This is a genomic window from Paenibacillus albidus (genome assembly GCF_014644435.1).
Lineage (GTDB): Bacteria > Bacillota > Bacilli > Paenibacillales > Paenibacillaceae > Paenibacillus_AQ > Paenibacillus_AQ albidus.
In genome coordinates this window covers 18307-32990 of record NZ_BMKR01000021.1, presented here as the reverse complement: position 1 = coordinate 32990, position 14684 = coordinate 18307, and the positions used below count along the sequence as shown (strand labels likewise).

General features: G+C 54.3%; 13 protein-coding genes and 1 pseudogene. 5 read left to right on the top strand and 9 right to left on the bottom strand.

Features of this window, described 5'->3' with window-relative positions:
- Positions 1-37: 37 nt before the first annotated feature.
- Genes IEY53_RS21410 through IEY53_RS21400 form a run of 3 tightly spaced genes read right to left on the bottom strand, consistent with a single transcriptional unit; the run spans position 38 to position 2066 of the window.
- Positions 38-343: a hypothetical protein gene (locus IEY53_RS21410; RefSeq protein WP_189028611.1), complete on the bottom strand. Its 306-nt coding sequence runs from the start codon at positions 341-343 to the stop codon at positions 38-40.
- 18 nt (positions 344-361) lie between these two features.
- Positions 362-1243: a TrmB family transcriptional regulator gene (locus IEY53_RS21405; RefSeq protein WP_229696273.1), complete on the bottom strand. Its 882-nt coding sequence runs from the start codon at positions 1241-1243 to the stop codon at positions 362-364.
- Between the two features lie 37 nt (positions 1244-1280).
- Complete coding sequence (locus IEY53_RS21400) at positions 1281-2066, bottom strand: zinc ribbon domain-containing protein (protein WP_189028609.1); 786 nt, start codon at positions 2064-2066, stop codon at positions 1281-1283.
- A 143-nt stretch (positions 2067-2209) separates the two neighbouring features.
- Here IEY53_RS21400 and IEY53_RS21395 point away from each other — a divergent pair, with 143 nt between their 5' ends.
- Positions 2210-2644 (top strand): hypothetical protein, encoded by a 435-nt coding sequence (locus IEY53_RS21395; RefSeq protein WP_229696272.1) that lies wholly within the window; start codon positions 2210-2212, stop codon positions 2642-2644.
- A 285-nt stretch (positions 2645-2929) separates the two neighbouring features.
- Positions 2930-3604, top strand: a complete 675-nt coding sequence (locus IEY53_RS21390; RefSeq protein WP_189028746.1) for a GTP pyrophosphokinase — start codon at positions 2930-2932, stop codon at positions 3602-3604.
- Positions 3605-3715: 111 nt separating this feature from the next.
- On the opposite strand, the gene IEY53_RS21385 is transcribed toward IEY53_RS21390, so the two are convergent.
- Both IEY53_RS21385 and IEY53_RS21380 read right to left on the bottom strand, forming a co-directional pair.
- On the bottom strand, positions 3716-4501 hold the full coding sequence (locus tag IEY53_RS21385; protein ID WP_189028607.1) for a hypothetical protein: 786 nt from the start codon (positions 4499-4501) through the stop codon (positions 3716-3718).
- A gap of 18 nt (positions 4502-4519) precedes the next feature.
- On the bottom strand, positions 4520-7606 hold the full coding sequence (locus tag IEY53_RS21380) for a DEAD/DEAH box helicase (RefSeq protein WP_189028605.1): 3087 nt from the start codon (positions 7604-7606) through the stop codon (positions 4520-4522).
- A 237-nt stretch (positions 7607-7843) separates the two neighbouring features.
- On the opposite strand from IEY53_RS21380, the gene IEY53_RS21375 reads away from it, so the two are divergent.
- A complete protein-coding gene (locus IEY53_RS21375) occupies positions 7844-8533 on the top strand; it encodes a hypothetical protein (RefSeq protein ID WP_189028603.1) in 690 nt (229 codons plus the stop codon).
- A 123-nt stretch (positions 8534-8656) separates the two neighbouring features.
- Here IEY53_RS21375 and IEY53_RS21370 read toward each other — a convergent pair whose 3' ends face one another.
- Complete coding sequence (locus IEY53_RS21370) at positions 8657-11107, bottom strand: glycoside hydrolase family 31 protein (RefSeq protein ID WP_189028601.1); 2451 nt, start codon at positions 11105-11107, stop codon at positions 8657-8659.
- Positions 11108-11300: 193 nt separating this feature from the next.
- Between IEY53_RS21370 and IEY53_RS35210 the strand changes: the two are divergent.
- Positions 11301-11744: pseudogene (locus tag IEY53_RS35210) on the top strand (TspO-related membrane protein); the annotation flags it as partial.
- A 28-nt stretch (positions 11745-11772) separates the two neighbouring features.
- On the top strand, positions 11773-12060 hold the full coding sequence (locus IEY53_RS35205; protein ID WP_229696281.1) for a TspO-related membrane protein: 288 nt from the start codon (positions 11773-11775) through the stop codon (positions 12058-12060).
- A gap of 99 nt (positions 12061-12159) precedes the next feature.
- Here the strand turns inward: IEY53_RS35205 and IEY53_RS21360 are convergent, their stop codons facing one another.
- From IEY53_RS21360 to IEY53_RS21350, 3 genes are all read right to left on the bottom strand, one after another.
- Positions 12160-12540 (bottom strand): RidA family protein, encoded by a 381-nt coding sequence (locus IEY53_RS21360; protein WP_189028599.1) that lies wholly within the window; start codon positions 12538-12540, stop codon positions 12160-12162.
- Between the two features lie 81 nt (positions 12541-12621).
- A complete protein-coding gene (locus tag IEY53_RS21355; RefSeq protein WP_189028597.1) occupies positions 12622-13287 on the bottom strand; it encodes an oxidoreductase in 666 nt (221 codons plus the stop codon).
- A 19-nt stretch (positions 13288-13306) separates the two neighbouring features.
- Positions 13307-14572 (bottom strand): MFS transporter, encoded by a 1266-nt coding sequence (locus IEY53_RS21350; protein ID WP_189028744.1) that lies wholly within the window; start codon positions 14570-14572, stop codon positions 13307-13309.
- Between the last annotated feature and the right edge of the window lie 112 nt (positions 14573-14684).

The following is a 14684-nucleotide window of genomic DNA, read 5'->3' as shown; positions in this document are numbered from 1 at the left end:
TCCTCCTTCTCCCCCAAATGGGACCCCGGCTCCAGAATCAGAGACCCGTAGGCTTTTGGGGCAGCAGATTTCCGACGATCGATTTCAGCTCATGATCTTCTTTGGCACCCTGCTTGCCGTTATCATAGCCGGTAATCCGAATCTCCTGAAAACTGTCTGACGGGTTAACCGGTTTGAACACCAGCTTCTCGGCGTCCTCCAACCTAACATTGAACTTCATGTCCTTGAACATGCCGATCAATTCGGCCTCACTCGGAGCCGTCCCTTCATTGATAAACAAAAGTCCACGCAAGGGCTTGGGCCCTTCCTTATGCACCACATCAAAATGTACGATACATTCCATCTTTAAAACCTCCCTGCATTAGTTACCGTTCTCCTGGCGGAGCTGTTCCGGCAGTTGATCGGGTTCTTCGGGTTTTCCCAGGTGTTCTTCCCGTTCTTCCGGGTGTTCTTCCTGCTCGTTCATCACATATTTGCTATAGATCCGGCTGTAGCGCTCCCCGTAACGTTTCTCAAGCTCCGGCCCCATATCCTCCTCCAGCTCAAACAACACCATTTCCTGCGTAAAATGATTCAGCAGGAGCTCCACCAGCACGGGATGTTCGGTGACGACAGCCTGTGCCGACCCGTCCTCATACCGCATGCCCAGCATGCACCAGCTGCGGTCGACGACAAAAGAGAACTTCCTCCCGTCACTGCGCCCCGGCTTGCCGCCAAGCGGCGGCCAGACCGGATAGGGCGAGGGAACCGCATTGCCGCCGTCAAAAGCCCACAGCAGCTTAACCCCCCGCAGCTCCGCCTGCTCAAGCTCACTGCGCAGCAGGGATGCTTCCTCCCGCCACACATCCACCACAATTTCCTGGCCGGCCAGATTCAGCTGCCGAACCAGTGCTCCAAGGACGTTCCGGTCGCCTTCCACATTATAAAAAGATGGACTGACCGGTCCTCCGCGGGGCATTTCGCTCTCCATATAGGCCAGCGATGCCTGCACCCGGCCGGAGATCATGGTCGCCAGCTCCTCCGGATCAAGGACGCTGTAACGTGCCGGCTCTCCCTCTCCACATCTCACATAACCTTGCTGGGTCAGGCGCTGAAGCGCCGCATATACATTGGACCTGGAGACTCCGAGCTGTTTGGCCACTTCGTAGCCGGAAGCCTGACCCTTGGTCGCCAGCTCCACCATAATTTTGGACTCCATCTCCGTGAAGCCCAGATTGCGCAGATGCAGCAGCAACTGTTCCATCCTGTTGTCCCCCTAAGCTGACTGAAATCCTGACTGACTAGATTTGTTCTGATCCGCAGCGCGGGCACCACATGGAGCCCTTAGGCAAATCTGCCCGGCAAATCTGGCATTTCACCAAATCGCGCACTCCGTTGTCCTCGCCTTCTGCCGCTGAGGCTTCCTCCCCATGTTCGCTCGCCTTCCAATCCCTGATGCGCCGGTCCAGCTCCAGCTGTCTCTCCCGTTCGCGTTCCAGTTCATCAGCATGACGGCGATCCCGGTCTACTTCCTGCCCCCCTGCATAAGGGTCCAGCGGGAGCTCATCCTCGGATTCCTGCACTTCGGTATACACGGCATGTTGTTCGGACTTCATCGCCAGCTCTTTCTCTTCAGCCGTAAGCTCATCCGCACCGTAGTATTGATCTTCCTCTTCGTCTTCATAGACCGAAGCCACCGTTACCGGCGCTGCGGGTGTCTTGCGAAAATTGAGAGGCTCCTCCAGTCTGCGCCCGCAATGCGGGCAGAAATTGGCATCCAAGGCCACTACATAACCGCAGCTGCACAGACGCTCATTTTTCAGCTCAGCGATACGTGAGCGCAGTCCGTCAATCTTCTCCTGCAGCTTGGAGCAGGCACGCGACAGCTCCAGCATTTGGCCTTCGGCCACCGACATATCCCTCGAACGGTATCCCTCATAAAAAAGCTTGCCCATTTTGGCAAATTCAACTTCCATCTCACGCTCGATATCGGATATATGGCTGTTCAGCTTGCCGATCTCTACGGAGTTCTGTGCTTTTTCGGTAACCTTGCTGGCACCGTCTTTGATACGTTGTAATAAATTCATTGTTGCTCCTCCTCCTACACAGTGAGAACAGGGCTGAATGGCAGCCTGAATCGTCTTTGAGTTAATCGGACTTCGGTCCGGCACACCGGAAACGTGCTTCTATCATACCAAAACTGTGGAGCAGATTCATTATTTGTCGTTCTGTGTATAATAGTAAAATAATGATGGTGAACCTTACCCAGAAGATGGAGGGATTAACCTTGACCGTTAGTGAAGAGAAAAAACATTATTTCGTATCCGTGGCCCACGGCCTGATCCAGGATGTCCGCAATGACTCGAATGAATTCGAAGTGCTGCTGACAACCGATGAGCTCACTGTCCTGCAGGATTTGTTGAAGGATTTGGAAAGAGGCGACGGATATGCTTTTCGCCGTGCCTTTGTGCCGTACAAGTCTGCTGACCATGACGACGCGATAGATCAGTTTGATGATCAGACCGTTAAGCTGTTTGAATATCTGCGTGAGCAGGGTACCGGGGAGACCCGGTCAGCCATTGACGGGATGGGGGTTCTCCCCAAACTTGAGAATACCGGATATCAGGACAAGGGCTATGACGGAGGCTCACCCACCAACAAATAATGGAGCAGCCCCAGGTTTCCTTTGATGTGCAGTAATACGCCTTCGCGGGCATAATGTTTCTGGAATAACGGGCATTTCACCGTTTTGCCATCAGTTCAGGATATTCGCACCCGCACCAAAGCCCTGCTACGGACAACGTCCCTGCCCGGGCTTTATTTTGCTTCCAGGACCAAAAATCGGTTAAAATAGATTTAGTCACCTATAACGAAAATCGGGAGAGTTTCAGTGGACGAACAAGAAGGTACACAGTTAACGCTAAATCAGTTGCAGGTACATGTTAAGGATATGCAGCAATGGCAGATTAATGAGGATTTTGCCAAGCAGATTGAGGATTTCAAGACTTTGCCGGTACTCTACCGCCATGCTCTGAACGAGCTTCAGAATAAGATCGATGTCATCAAAAGCGAATGGCAGGTACGCGACGGCTTCAGTCCGATCGAGCATGTGAAGTCACGGATCAAGGAACCGAAGAGCATTCTGCAAAAAATGCAGCGCAAGGGCTATGAATTCAGCCTTGGAAATATGGAACAGTACATTCATGATATCGCCGGCATGCGGATCGTCTGTGCATTCGTCAAAGATATTTACCGCCTGGTGGATCATCTGAGTGCCCGTGAGGATATGCGCATCCTGGAAATCAAGGATTATATCGCCCATCCCAAGCCCAATGGATACCAGAGTCTGCATTTAATAATAGCGATTCCGCTGATCCTGCTGGAGGGAACACGCTGGGTCAAAGTAGAGATTCAGCTACGTACGCTCGCTATGGATTTCTGGGCGAGCATGGAGCATATTCTGTATTATAAATTCGACAAACAGCTTCCCGCCCACGTCGCGGAAGAACTGAAGGAAGCCGCCCGCGCTGCGGATGAGCTCGATCAGAAGATGCTGCGCCTGCGCCGGGAGATTCTGGAGCTCTCCGAGGGAGACGGCCCCGGCCCCGGACAGCGCAAGGCCTGACCGCCCGCCCTTGCTGCCCGGCAAGGGAGACAATTAAAGGCAGCCCCGCAATCAGCTGATGCTGAAGCGGGGCTGCCTTTTTGCCATTTCCCAATGATGCTGCGGATGAATTCACTTCGGCTTCAGTATGCTCTGTGCCTTCCGCGCAGCGGCCTCCGCCACACGGTTCATAATCAGAGCCACTCCCTCCTGCGCTTTTGGCGTCTTGGGGAGCAGCGCTCCCCAATCTTCGGCCGGAGCTGCTACCGGGTGGGAAGCCGGAAACGGACGGGCTTCGATCTCATGAAATAACGGGCCCGGCTGATGCAGGGAACCTTCGGCTACCGCCTCCGCCAGCCATTCTCCGGTGGAGATGGCAGGCCCCTTGCGCTCCAGCCGGGTCAGCTCCGCAGCTAGACTGCCCGCCGACAACGGTGCCGCAGCCTCGTCACGAGCAGCCCCCTGTTCTTCCTCGGCCCACTGGGCAAACACCCCTTCCAGCAGGTCTCCTTTGGAGAGCCCTTTTAACGTAAACGCAAGCAGCGGCTTCTGTGCCAGCTGTTTGCGGATCAGCTCCAGCACCTTTGTTGCATCTACATTCTCAGCCTGACTCACAATCCCCTGCATAAGTACATCCTCTGGCGGAAACAGATCCGGATCCAGTTTCGCACACCCGCCTGTCAACCGTCCTTCCAGCAGCGCAAAGAGCTCATTCGGATGATGGGCGATCTGCTGCAGAATTTCCTCCCTGCGGGCCGCCGGCCAGACCGGAACCTCCAAAGAAAGACGAAGCTCTGCAGAAGTCCCCCTGTTGTTTGACCCCGCCTCCGGTTTACCCGCTGTGCCGGAAAGTGGAATCCACGCAGCGCTCAGCAGCCCGGGGGCGGCTTCCAGCCTCAGCTCCAGGGTTTCAATCATTGGTAATTCCCTCCCTTATTACATCCAGTCCTGCCCCTGCAGTTCGATAAGCTCCTTGAGCTCATGATTGGACATCTCGGTCAACCAGGTTTCACCGGAGCCGACAACCTGCTCGGACAGACTTTTTTTACGTTCAATCAGTTCGTCGATCCGTTCCTCCAGGGTACCCTGGCAGATCAGCTTATGCACCTGCACATTCCGGTCTTGCCCGATCCGAAATGCACGGTCGGTAGCCTGGTTCTCCACCGCCGGGTTCCACCAGCGGTCGTAATGGATAACATGGTTCGCCCGGGTCAGGTTGAGCCCGACGCCGCCGGCCTTGAGGGAAAGCACGAAGAATGCCGGCCCTTTCCCTTCCTGGTAATCATGCACCATCTCATCGCGTTCCCGTTTGGGAATCCCGCCATGCAGAAACAGCGGCGTTACGCCATAGCGGCGAGCCAGACGGCTGACGAGCAGTTCGCCCATCGCCACATATTGGGTGAAGATCAGCGCCGATTCGCCCAGCTCGGCAATACTGTCCAGCACTTCGAACATCACTTCCATTTTGCCGGATTGTTCATTGCGCTGTGTCCGCCCCTCCTCTTTCCGGAACAGCTGCGGGTGGTTGCAGATCTGCTTCAGCTTGGTCAGGGAGGACAACACCAGCCCGCGCCGCGCCATTCCGGAGCTTTCCCCGATAACCCCCAGCATTTCATCGACCACTCCCTGATACAGGGAAGCCTGGGTTTCGGTCAGGGGACAATAGGACTTCAGTTCCAGCTTCTCCGGCAGATCCTTGGAAATATCCGGATCGCTTTTGAGCCGTCGCAGCAGGAACGGGGAGACCAGCCGATGCAGCTCGCGCAGCCGTTCGCCGCCCTCTCCCGACACATATCGCTGGCGGAAGGAATGATAAGTTCCCAGGTACCCGGGATTCAAGAAGTGAAAGATGGACCACAGCTCCCCGAGACGGTTCTCCACCGGTGTACCCGTCATGGCAATCCGGTGCGGTGCCGAAAGCTTCATGACACTTTGCGCCTGTTTGGTCCGGTGATTCTTAATGTACTGAGCTTCATCCAGGACTACTGTCGACCACTGCACGCCCGCCAAATCTTCACTGTCCCGGCCCGCCAAATGGTAGGTCGTCAGCACAATATCATGACTCTCCGCAAGCTCCATGAAGCTCTCACCGCGCACACGCCGCCCTCCATGATGGATATGTACATGAAGCGATGGAGCAAACCGCTGCAGCTCCCGCTGCCAGTTCCCCAGCAGCGAGGTAGGACAGAGAATAAGCACAGGTCTGCGCAATTCCTCCGGCGGTGCGTTCAAAGAACGGTCCAGTAGGCAGGTAATAACCTGTACGGTTTTGCCCAGACCCATATCATCAGCCAGACAGACACCAAAGCCCAGTCCGCTGAGGGCAGCTAACCATTGATAACCGCGTTCCTGATAGGGCCTGAGTGTACCCTGGAGGTCCTCCGGTACAGAACGGGACGGAAGATTGCGCAGCACATCGCCGCGCATAAGTGAAGCCAGCAAGCCGGAAGTCTCCATCCCGGTCACGGACATGCCTTTCCAGAGCCGGTCTTCCCCATCCTCGGCTTCCAGTCGCATCCAGTCCGCCGCCGTCATTTCGCCGCTCTCATGGCGTTTCATGTATTTCAGAACCTGACGGATTTCCTTGGGATCGACTTCAATCCATTCCCCGCGGAATCTCACAAAGGGCACCCCGGCCTCAACCAATGCATTCAATTCCTCGGCACTGATGGAAACGTCCCCCAGGGAGGCCTCCATGCGGAAGGAGATCAGTTCCTCCATACCCAGCGCGACCGGTGCCGGGCCGTCCGTCGTGCCTGCAGGCGGCTGCATCTTCATTTTCATGCCGATCCGGCGGCGTCCCTCGCGGCTCCAGCGTGAGGGCATCTGCACGGTAATGCCTTTGGAAGTCAACAGCTGTACGCTCTCCTTCAGGAAATTGTACAGATGCTCAGGCGCAAGATCCACGCCTTCCGGTGCCGGAACCGCCAGTGCCCGGCCGATATCGGGCGACAACTTCGCTGCCCTTCCAAGCGCCGTGAGCAGCTGCTGCTGAATATTCCGGTAGACTTTGCCCCATAACGTGAATTCACGTTCTTTGCTGCTCCAGATTGAGCCGGCGGACAGCCAGAACTCCCCTTCCTCCTTGCTTTCTGCCCAGAAGGTCAGACGCCATGTCTCCTCTTCACCTTGCGGAGGTTCCAGCCGCAGGCCAAGCCCCAGTTGGCCGCTGCGGACTTCCTCGACCTTGGAGCGCGGGACTTCGCTGCCAGCAGTCTCATTGACGCTAGCCAGCAGCTCCGTCACCTCGGCCGGGGTTCCCTGGACAGGGACATCCCGGGAACCTGTAAGCAAGCTGTTCCACCACAGCTCCGTCAGCGGAGAGTACCCGCGGCGGTAATTCGCTTTATAAGGCGCCAGCTCACCTTCTATGCCGGCAACAACCTTTTTAATCTCTGTCGTCATCACCGCCTGTAAAAAAGAGTACAGCACATACGCGCCGGCTTCTTCACGTGAAGACAAGTCCCCCGCTTCGGCGGTATGGGTACCCAGTGCAAGCACAGGCATGGACGCAGCCAGTTGCAGGAAATAGTCCCGCTCCTCCGGGCTGCGGAATACAGGGGACCAGCAGGCCACAGCCGCCTGCTCTCCACCGCGCCGCCGCGGTCCTACCGTACGGGGCGGCAGCGCTCCCGGCACAATGCCGCCTGTGCCCATCAGCTCCAGTGCAAACCGTGCTGCGGCCGCCCAATACCGGAGCTCTCCGCCAGGCTCAACCCCCTGTTTCAGACATAGCTGCTCATCATAGGCCAGCAGCAGCTCAAAGGCATCCTTCGGCAGCAGGGCAAGCCCTTCCATCGTCCGCCCGGGAAAGGTACGCCGCGCGGGTTTGTCTGCCGCCGGAGCTATCGGATACTTCACTTCCGCCAGCCGCAGTGTTGCCCCTGCAAAAGGCCGGACCCCGCCCAGCAGCTCGAGCCGCTTGATCACACGGGTCCAGGCGTCAACCTTTGGCTCCGAAGTTTCGCCGGAGAAGCAGAATAATACATCCCCAAGCCATATTGAATACAGATGCTTAGTCATCGGTGATCTCCTGTCTTTTAAGCAAGCAGAAATAATGTACAGCGCCCAGACCGATAAGCCATATATTTAAAGTATGGAAATCCGATCGTTTGTAAGATAAAGAAGCTTTCAGGTTATACAGGTATTCTCCCCATCTCTTCATCTTATACGAAAATCGGCAGATTTAAAAACCTTTCTGGATAATTTCCCGAAAGACCCCTCCGCCAATATGTTATAATTGAGATATATTTACAGGAGGTGTCCGTTATCAAGCCCGATAATCCTCTGATCCACAACAAACGCTCATTGTCCCTGGCCCTGGGTATATTCGCTTTATTAATCCTGTTCAGCATCAAATATCCCGGGTCCGACCCGCTGATTGATGTTCTGCTGTACAGCTTGGGCATTCCGCTGTACACCCGTCCCGAATCAAGCACCGGACTGCATTTCACTGGCATTCTATCGTTTGCGCTGCTGATCGTGGCTTTGATTCATTTGAACAAAGCGCTGAACAGACACCGTTTCTTAATATTCATTGCGTTCATCTTCCTGCTCAGCAACGCCCCGGGCTGGATGGTGACCGGTTACCAACGCCTCTTTACATCGGGCGTGTATGCTGTGGAGCTTGACCCCCGGCAGGTCAGCTGCAGCTACGACTTGAAGCAGCAGCAGCTTAGCGGCAGCTGTTCCATTCCTTTGAAGAATCACAGCCGGGCTGCCGTAACCGTTCGGCCGGTATTGCAGCTTCCATTGAACTATGACCACCCGTTGTCCCGCGAGGCTATTACATTGCCCAAGCTTACAATCGCCCCCCATTCCATGAGCAGCTTCAACCCGGAATTTAATCTCACTTCCAGCAGTACGGCGGAGGCCCAGGGAAACAACTTTGGAAGTTTCAACATCACCCTTGATGACGGAGAAGACAGCCGGACCTGGAGCGGGCGTTAAACTTTAAGCGCCCCTTCGGCCAGGAGCCCGACAATAACAAAGTCGCCATTCCGCGGGCACGGGAGAATGGCGACTTTGTTTATATTGTAAGCAGCTGCTGCCGCATTCCATCCTGTGGAGACCTTATCCTTGAGCTGCCACAATTACAAGCTCGCCGCCATCCCGCGACTCGCTGACCTGCACGATAATGCTCCCGCCTTTGCCATTGCGCGTCCAGCCTGCACGGCCTTCGTCAAGCTCCTCTATGGAGATTTCCCCCAATCCTTCTACAGCGGCCGTCTCAAAAAAAGGGTAGCAGAGTGCAAAACGTAGCGTTTCACGATGCGGCTTATAGCCGTCCATCGTATAGGACCATTTCAGCATCAAGCGCCCCTTCTCCGCCTCAGCATGTACACGCATTTCGGAATAATCGCCTTTTCTGTAACTGAAGCTGTGTCCGTCATCCTCATACAGCGAGTAGCTTGCTGAGAAACCCTCCTCCGCTTGGGCTCCATACAGGTGGAAAATGATCATTTCTCCCGTTTCTTCCTGGGCATATTGCTTCAGCGGCCCTTCGGCAACAAAGGTACCCTCCCGGACATACATCGGCATAATGCGCAGCGGTGCAACAGCCAGAATATGCCGCCCGCCTTCATGGACTTCACCATCCCAATAGTCTATCCAGCGCCCTTCAGGCAGATACACGGAGCGGTGATCGGTATCCGGCCGGTACACAGGGGCAATCAGCACATTCTCTCCCAGCAGGTACTGGTCGCACAGATTGGTGACATGCGGGTCGCGCGGATACTCCAGAATTAGCGGACGGATAACGGGCAGGCCGCTGACCTCGGCCTCGCGGAACAGATTGTATAAATGCGGCATCCAGCGGTATCGCAGACCAATGAACTCACGCAGAATCCCCTCTACTTCCTCGCCAAAGGACCACGGCTCCTGCCGCAGGGTGCCTATAGAGGAATGGTTGCGGCAATAGGGGAAAAAGACGCCCATCTGTGTCCACCGCACCAGGAGCTGCGCCGAGGTATGATGGGCAAATCCTCCGATATCCGGTCCGGCGAAAGCCAGACCCGACAGCCCCATGTTAAGCACCATTGGCATCGCCATCGCCATATGCTCCCAAAAGCTGCGGTTATCCCCTGTCCAGACGGCTGCGTAACGCTGTATCCCTGCGTATCCTGCACGTGTCAGGACAAACGGACGTTCTCCCTGCAAATGCTCAGCCAAGCCTTCATAAGTAGCCTTGGACATCATCATGCCATACAGATTATGGTACTCCTCATGTGTAACTGGGCGTCCATTATTGAAGTGCATGACATCCAGATCCATCGTCTTGCTCTCATTAAATACCGCCGGCTCATTCATATCGTTCCAGATGCCCTGGATGCCAAGATCGGTGTAATACTTGTGTAGATCGCCCCACCACTCAGCAGTCCGGCTGTCACTGAAATCGGGAAACGCACTGATCCCCGGCCAGACCTCACCGAAGAAAATATCCCCCTCCAGCCGGCGGCAAAAATGCTTATCCAGCACACCTTCCTTATACACCTCGTAGTTGGGGTCTTTTTTGACACCAGGGTCTACAATTGGCACAATCCGCACCCCCAACTCTCCCAGCTCCCGGATCATTTTGTCCGGACTGGGGAAATTGACCGGATCAAACGTGAATACCCTGTATTCATCCATATAATGAATATCTAAATAGATGACATCGCAGGGAATGCGCTTCTCCCGGAAAGTCCGGGCAAGCTGCAGCACCTCCTGCTGATTCATGTAGCTGTAGCGGGATTGATGATAGCCAATGGCCCATTTGGGGGGAAGCGGAATCCGTCCGGTCAGGGAGGTGTATCTTTTGACCACATCCTTGATATGCGGCCCATTGATGAAATAAATATCGTATGCCCCGGTAGAGCAGCTGATGGTAAACGCCACACCGTGAGAACGCATGTCAAAATCGCTCCGTCCGGGATTATCCAGAAAAAGACCATAAGAAAGCTCACCGTGCATATGGATCAGCAGCGGAATGGATTCATAGAGAGCTTCGATCTCCGGCAAATGCGGCGCAAAAACATCCGTATTCCAGTTGGTATAGCGCTCTCCGCGCTTATCCAGAAAGCTCGCTTTTTCACCAAGGCCATAAAAATGCGAATCCGGCTGCATATCATACTCGGCATGACTGGCGCCCCGCGGGTTCCAGCTCGTAAGATTCTGCTGCATGATCACCTTGCCCTGCATATTCTCCACCTTGATCAGGAAGGAGCTTTTCTCCAGAATCAGCCGGATCGCGCTGGTCGTGAAGATCAGCTCGTTCTCCGTTTCCTCCACCGGAAACAGATGCGGAATACAGCATTCCGGCAGAATCGCCGCCGTTGTTGTCAGGTCCGGCACCTTGTCCCGAAAGACCTTCATACGGACAATCTCATCACTCAGAAACATAATAACCATCCCGCCGCATTCGCCCCGGCAAATATAGATGTTCTCCGAACGTTCCCATGATACTATGCCACCCGGCGTGTTCCAGGTCTCCTTCATCACGAGCGGACCCATTTTCTCAGGTCGTATCGCCTCGCTGCTCTCCATATCCCTTCCCCCTTCGGCTGTTACGGCTTGTTAATAATACATATTACCCCGCAGTCCAGCCGGATTATCCGCAAACTTATGACCGATTAGTCATTTTTTCGGAAAAATAGTCTTCATCTCCCCCAAAGCGGGTATATTCTATTAGGTTGCGCACAAAATCCTTCAAAATCCATTACACTGGAGAGTGAATCTTATGACAAGAGCTAATCCGTATAAATGGTGGAACCTGTTCTTTTTCCTCGCCATGATAGCTGTCAACGCCTTCTCGGTACTGTTGCCTTTAGGTGGAAACAGTACCGATGAAATTTCGGACAGGTATCATACGTATCTAACTCCTGCTGGTTATGCCTTCTCCATTTGGTCGGTCATCTACCTGCTCCTCGCCGGGTTTCTCATTTATCAATCCCGTGCCTCCACCGGGTCCCGTGACTCTGTGTTTTCTATCGGGTACTGGTTCGCGGCAAGCTGTATATTTAATATAAGCTGGCTGTTCAATTGGCATTATCTGCACATCGAGCTCTCCCTCCTGGCCATGCTGCTCCTGCTTGTCACTCTGATTGTTATTTACCGTATTACCCGCCGTATTAACAAACCTACTGCTGGCGAAAGAGGGCTCATCCAGCTGCCTTTCAGCATTTATCTCGGCTGGATTTCGGTGGCCACCATTGTCAACGTCAGTGTTGTGCTGGAAAAAAAATCACTGGGATGGTTTCGGCCTCAGCGACACCACCTGGGCAGTCATCATGCTCTGCATCGGAGCTGTCCTGGCTATAGCCGTCAGTTTCCCATATCGGGACAGCCTATATCCATTGGTCTTTGTATGGGCCTACCTCGCGATCGCTCTGGAGCATAAGGACGCCGGCAATGTCTATGTCACCGGTCTGGCCATGACAGGACTGCTGCTGCTCTACAGCATCTGGTTGTTCCTGTCACCGCGCCGCAGCAAATATTAAGCCTGGAGGTACCAAAAACACAAAGCAGCGATCCTCCAATATCGGGAGAATCGCTGCTCTGCTGTGTTTAGAAGTTTCTGCACCTGACGGGCGTATTCCTTATTTCTTGCGGGCTACCGCTTCAATCTCCACGAGTCCGTCCTTAGGCAGACGCGCCACCTCAACGGCACTGCGGGCCGGATAAGGCTCCGTAAAGAAGCTGCTGTACACTTCATTGACGGCTACAAAGTCATTCATATCCTTCAAAAAAACAGTTGTTTTCACGATGTGATCCAAAGATGCACCCGCTTCTTCAAGAATCGCCTTCAAGTTATTAAGAGCTTGACGGGCCTGGTCCTGCACACCTTCTGCCAGCACACCCGTCTCCGGGTCCAGCCCCAGCTGTCCCGAAGTGTAAATCCAGCTGCCTGTAGTGATCGCCTGGCTGTAAGGACCGATGGCTCCGGGCGCTTTGGTTGTAGCTACCTGCTTCTTGCTCATGTTCCTGCTCCTCTCCAAAATGCAATTCCTTATTTATGGTCCCATTGTACGGCCTGACCTCTGCTAAATGCAAACCTCACTTTAGTGCCCGCCAACCACATGGATGACTTCGTTCTCGTAGATATGCACTCCGCGCGTATTCGCAAGCGCGATATTCACCATCGCCTTAGCGACGGTCTTCCCCTGAATCGCCCGATATTTCGCAGCTTTTCCTACCATCAGGAAATCCAATCCTTTCATCAGCACGGCTGCAGCCCGTTCGCCGGGCCGGAATTCTTCACGTTCACCCAGAAGCAGAGAGGGACGGAAGAGATGCAGGCCCTGAAAGCCCATGCCCACCAATCCGTCCTCCGCCCGGCCTTTGGTCCGGCTGTAGAATGTGCGCGATTTCGAGCTGGCTCCCATAGAGGAGACCGCAAGAAACTGCTTCACCCCCTGGCTTTTGGCGAGAGATGCGGCCGCCAGCGGATAGTCCAAATCCACGCGTTCAAATTCCTTCTGCGAGCCTGCTTTCTTAATGGTAGTCCCGAGGCAGCAGAATACGGCTTGAACGCCCTGAAATTGTTCCTTGTACTGTTCGAGCTGTTCCCAGTCCACCACCGTCTGCTTCAGCTTGGGATGCTGTAATTCCAAGGGCCGGCGTACAAGCACCCGAACCTCATCCCAGGCAACACGGCTCAGCAGTTCCTTCGTAACCTCGCTTCCTACCAGTCCGGTCGCTCCGAGTACCATGGCAATCTTCGTCATCTATCTGTCCCCTTAAGCTCTATTCATCCTTCAGAATACGGCGACCCAGCAGCACAGCAAGCAAGATCATCAGTATACCGACTACAAGCTGCATGCCGAACACCTGTGTCCAATGCGGCCAGGCTTTGATCCATTCGTAAATCTCCCCTCCTATTAAGGGTCCAAAAAAGGAGGATAACCCGGTTAACGCCGCATATACCGCCATATACATCGGCCGTTCTTTTTTGGGCGTGTCTCCGATAATGAAGTTAAAGGCCAACTGGTTAAAGCCGCCCACACCCACTCCAAACACAATATGCGCGGCGAACAACACCAGCAGCATCGGCAGCACGGATAACAGCCCCCAGAGCAGTGACGAGGCCGCAATAATCGGCAATGTCCAGAGCAAAAGCCGCTTATTGCTGTATTTGGCGTTCAGGTTGCCCCAGACATAGAAACTGCCCATCATAAAAATGGTCTGGGATACGTTAAGCAGAGACAACGTCTCGTAGTTGATATGAAGCAGCTCCAGCATGACGTACGCATATAGCGGAACCGTCAGATTCTGAAGCAACAGCCAGGCGGCCAGAAATAACGTGGATTTCATAAACAGCTTGTCATGCAGCGGCTTCCTGAACATCGGCAGAAATTCGCGTTCTTCCGACTTCTCAAATGGCACATCCGGATAAAAGAAAAACACAATCACATTGGCGATGGAAAAGATCCATACCACAATATAAAGAATGAGAAAACCATGCCCCCCGGGATAGCGGTCAAGCACAATCCCCCCGCCATACATAACGAGGCTGCCCAGAGCATTCAGAAGCGTATTCCGGATCCCGAAATAACGCCCGCGCACGCGTGGCGGCACCAGGTCGCTTATCACAGAGCTCCACAATACAGCTCCGGCTGTGTTGGCCATAAAAGCAATGGTGTACAATCCTATAAATGCAATGACCCAATACTCCTGCGGAAACAGGAACGGAACAAGCCCCGTGGAGCTCCAGAGTATCCTGTGCAGCCCAATGAAAGTAACCATCGCCCACTTGCGGCTGGGCAGCTTCTGGATCATGAAGGCTACACCAATCTGTGCAATGTTCACCAGGGTGGTCAGTGCCAGCACAAAACCGATCTGGCTGGATGAGGCCCCTAAGTACAGCAGAAAGCCTGTCAGAAACTGCCCTTGCAGCAGAACCTGAAAGATTGTGGAGGGCACCCCCTCAAACGTGGCAATACGCAGATTCCTGCGATGGAGCGAAGCTTTGCGCACGCGCCCCGGGCGGCTGCCTGGCGGCTTATTTCTCATGATGTTCACTCTGGTAATAACACTCCTTTGATGCGGCTTTGGCTTCATTCTACTCCGCATCAAACTCCTGTCAATACACCAAAATCACAAATAATGTTGGAACTCCGGACCG

Excerpts from the sequence above, each read along its gene's own strand:
- IEY53_RS21355 (WP_189028597.1), bottom strand. The coding sequence starts at position 13,287 with ATGACGAAGATTGCCATGGTACTCGGAGCGACCGGACTGGTAGGAAGC.
- IEY53_RS21385 (WP_189028607.1), bottom strand. The coding sequence starts at position 4,501 with ATGATTGAAACCCTGGAGCTGAGGCTGGAAGCCGCCCCCGGGCTGCTG.
- IEY53_RS21380 (WP_189028605.1), bottom strand. The coding sequence starts at position 7,606 with ATGACTAAGCATCTGTATTCAATATGGCTTGGGGATGTATTATTCTGC.
- IEY53_RS21390 (WP_189028746.1), top strand. The coding sequence starts at position 2,930 with ATGCAGCAATGGCAGATTAATGAGGATTTTGCCAAGCAGATTGAGGAT.
- IEY53_RS21405 (WP_229696273.1), bottom strand. The coding sequence starts at position 1,243 with ATGGAACAGTTGCTGCTGCATCTGCGCAATCTGGGCTTCACGGAGATG.
- IEY53_RS21370 (WP_189028601.1), bottom strand. The coding sequence starts at position 11,107 with ATGGAGAGCAGCGAGGCGATACGACCTGAGAAAATGGGTCCGCTCGTG.
- IEY53_RS21410 (WP_189028611.1), bottom strand. The coding sequence starts at position 343 with ATGGAATGTATCGTACATTTTGATGTGGTGCATAAGGAAGGGCCCAAG.
- IEY53_RS21400 (WP_189028609.1), bottom strand. The coding sequence starts at position 2,066 with ATGAATTTATTACAACGTATCAAAGACGGTGCCAGCAAGGTTACCGAA.
- IEY53_RS21350 (WP_189028744.1), bottom strand. The coding sequence starts at position 14,572 with ATGAGAAATAAGCCGCCAGGCAGCCGCCCGGGGCGCGTGCGCAAAGCT.
- IEY53_RS21360 (WP_189028599.1), bottom strand. The coding sequence starts at position 12,540 with ATGAGCAAGAAGCAGGTAGCTACAACCAAAGCGCCCGGAGCCATCGGT.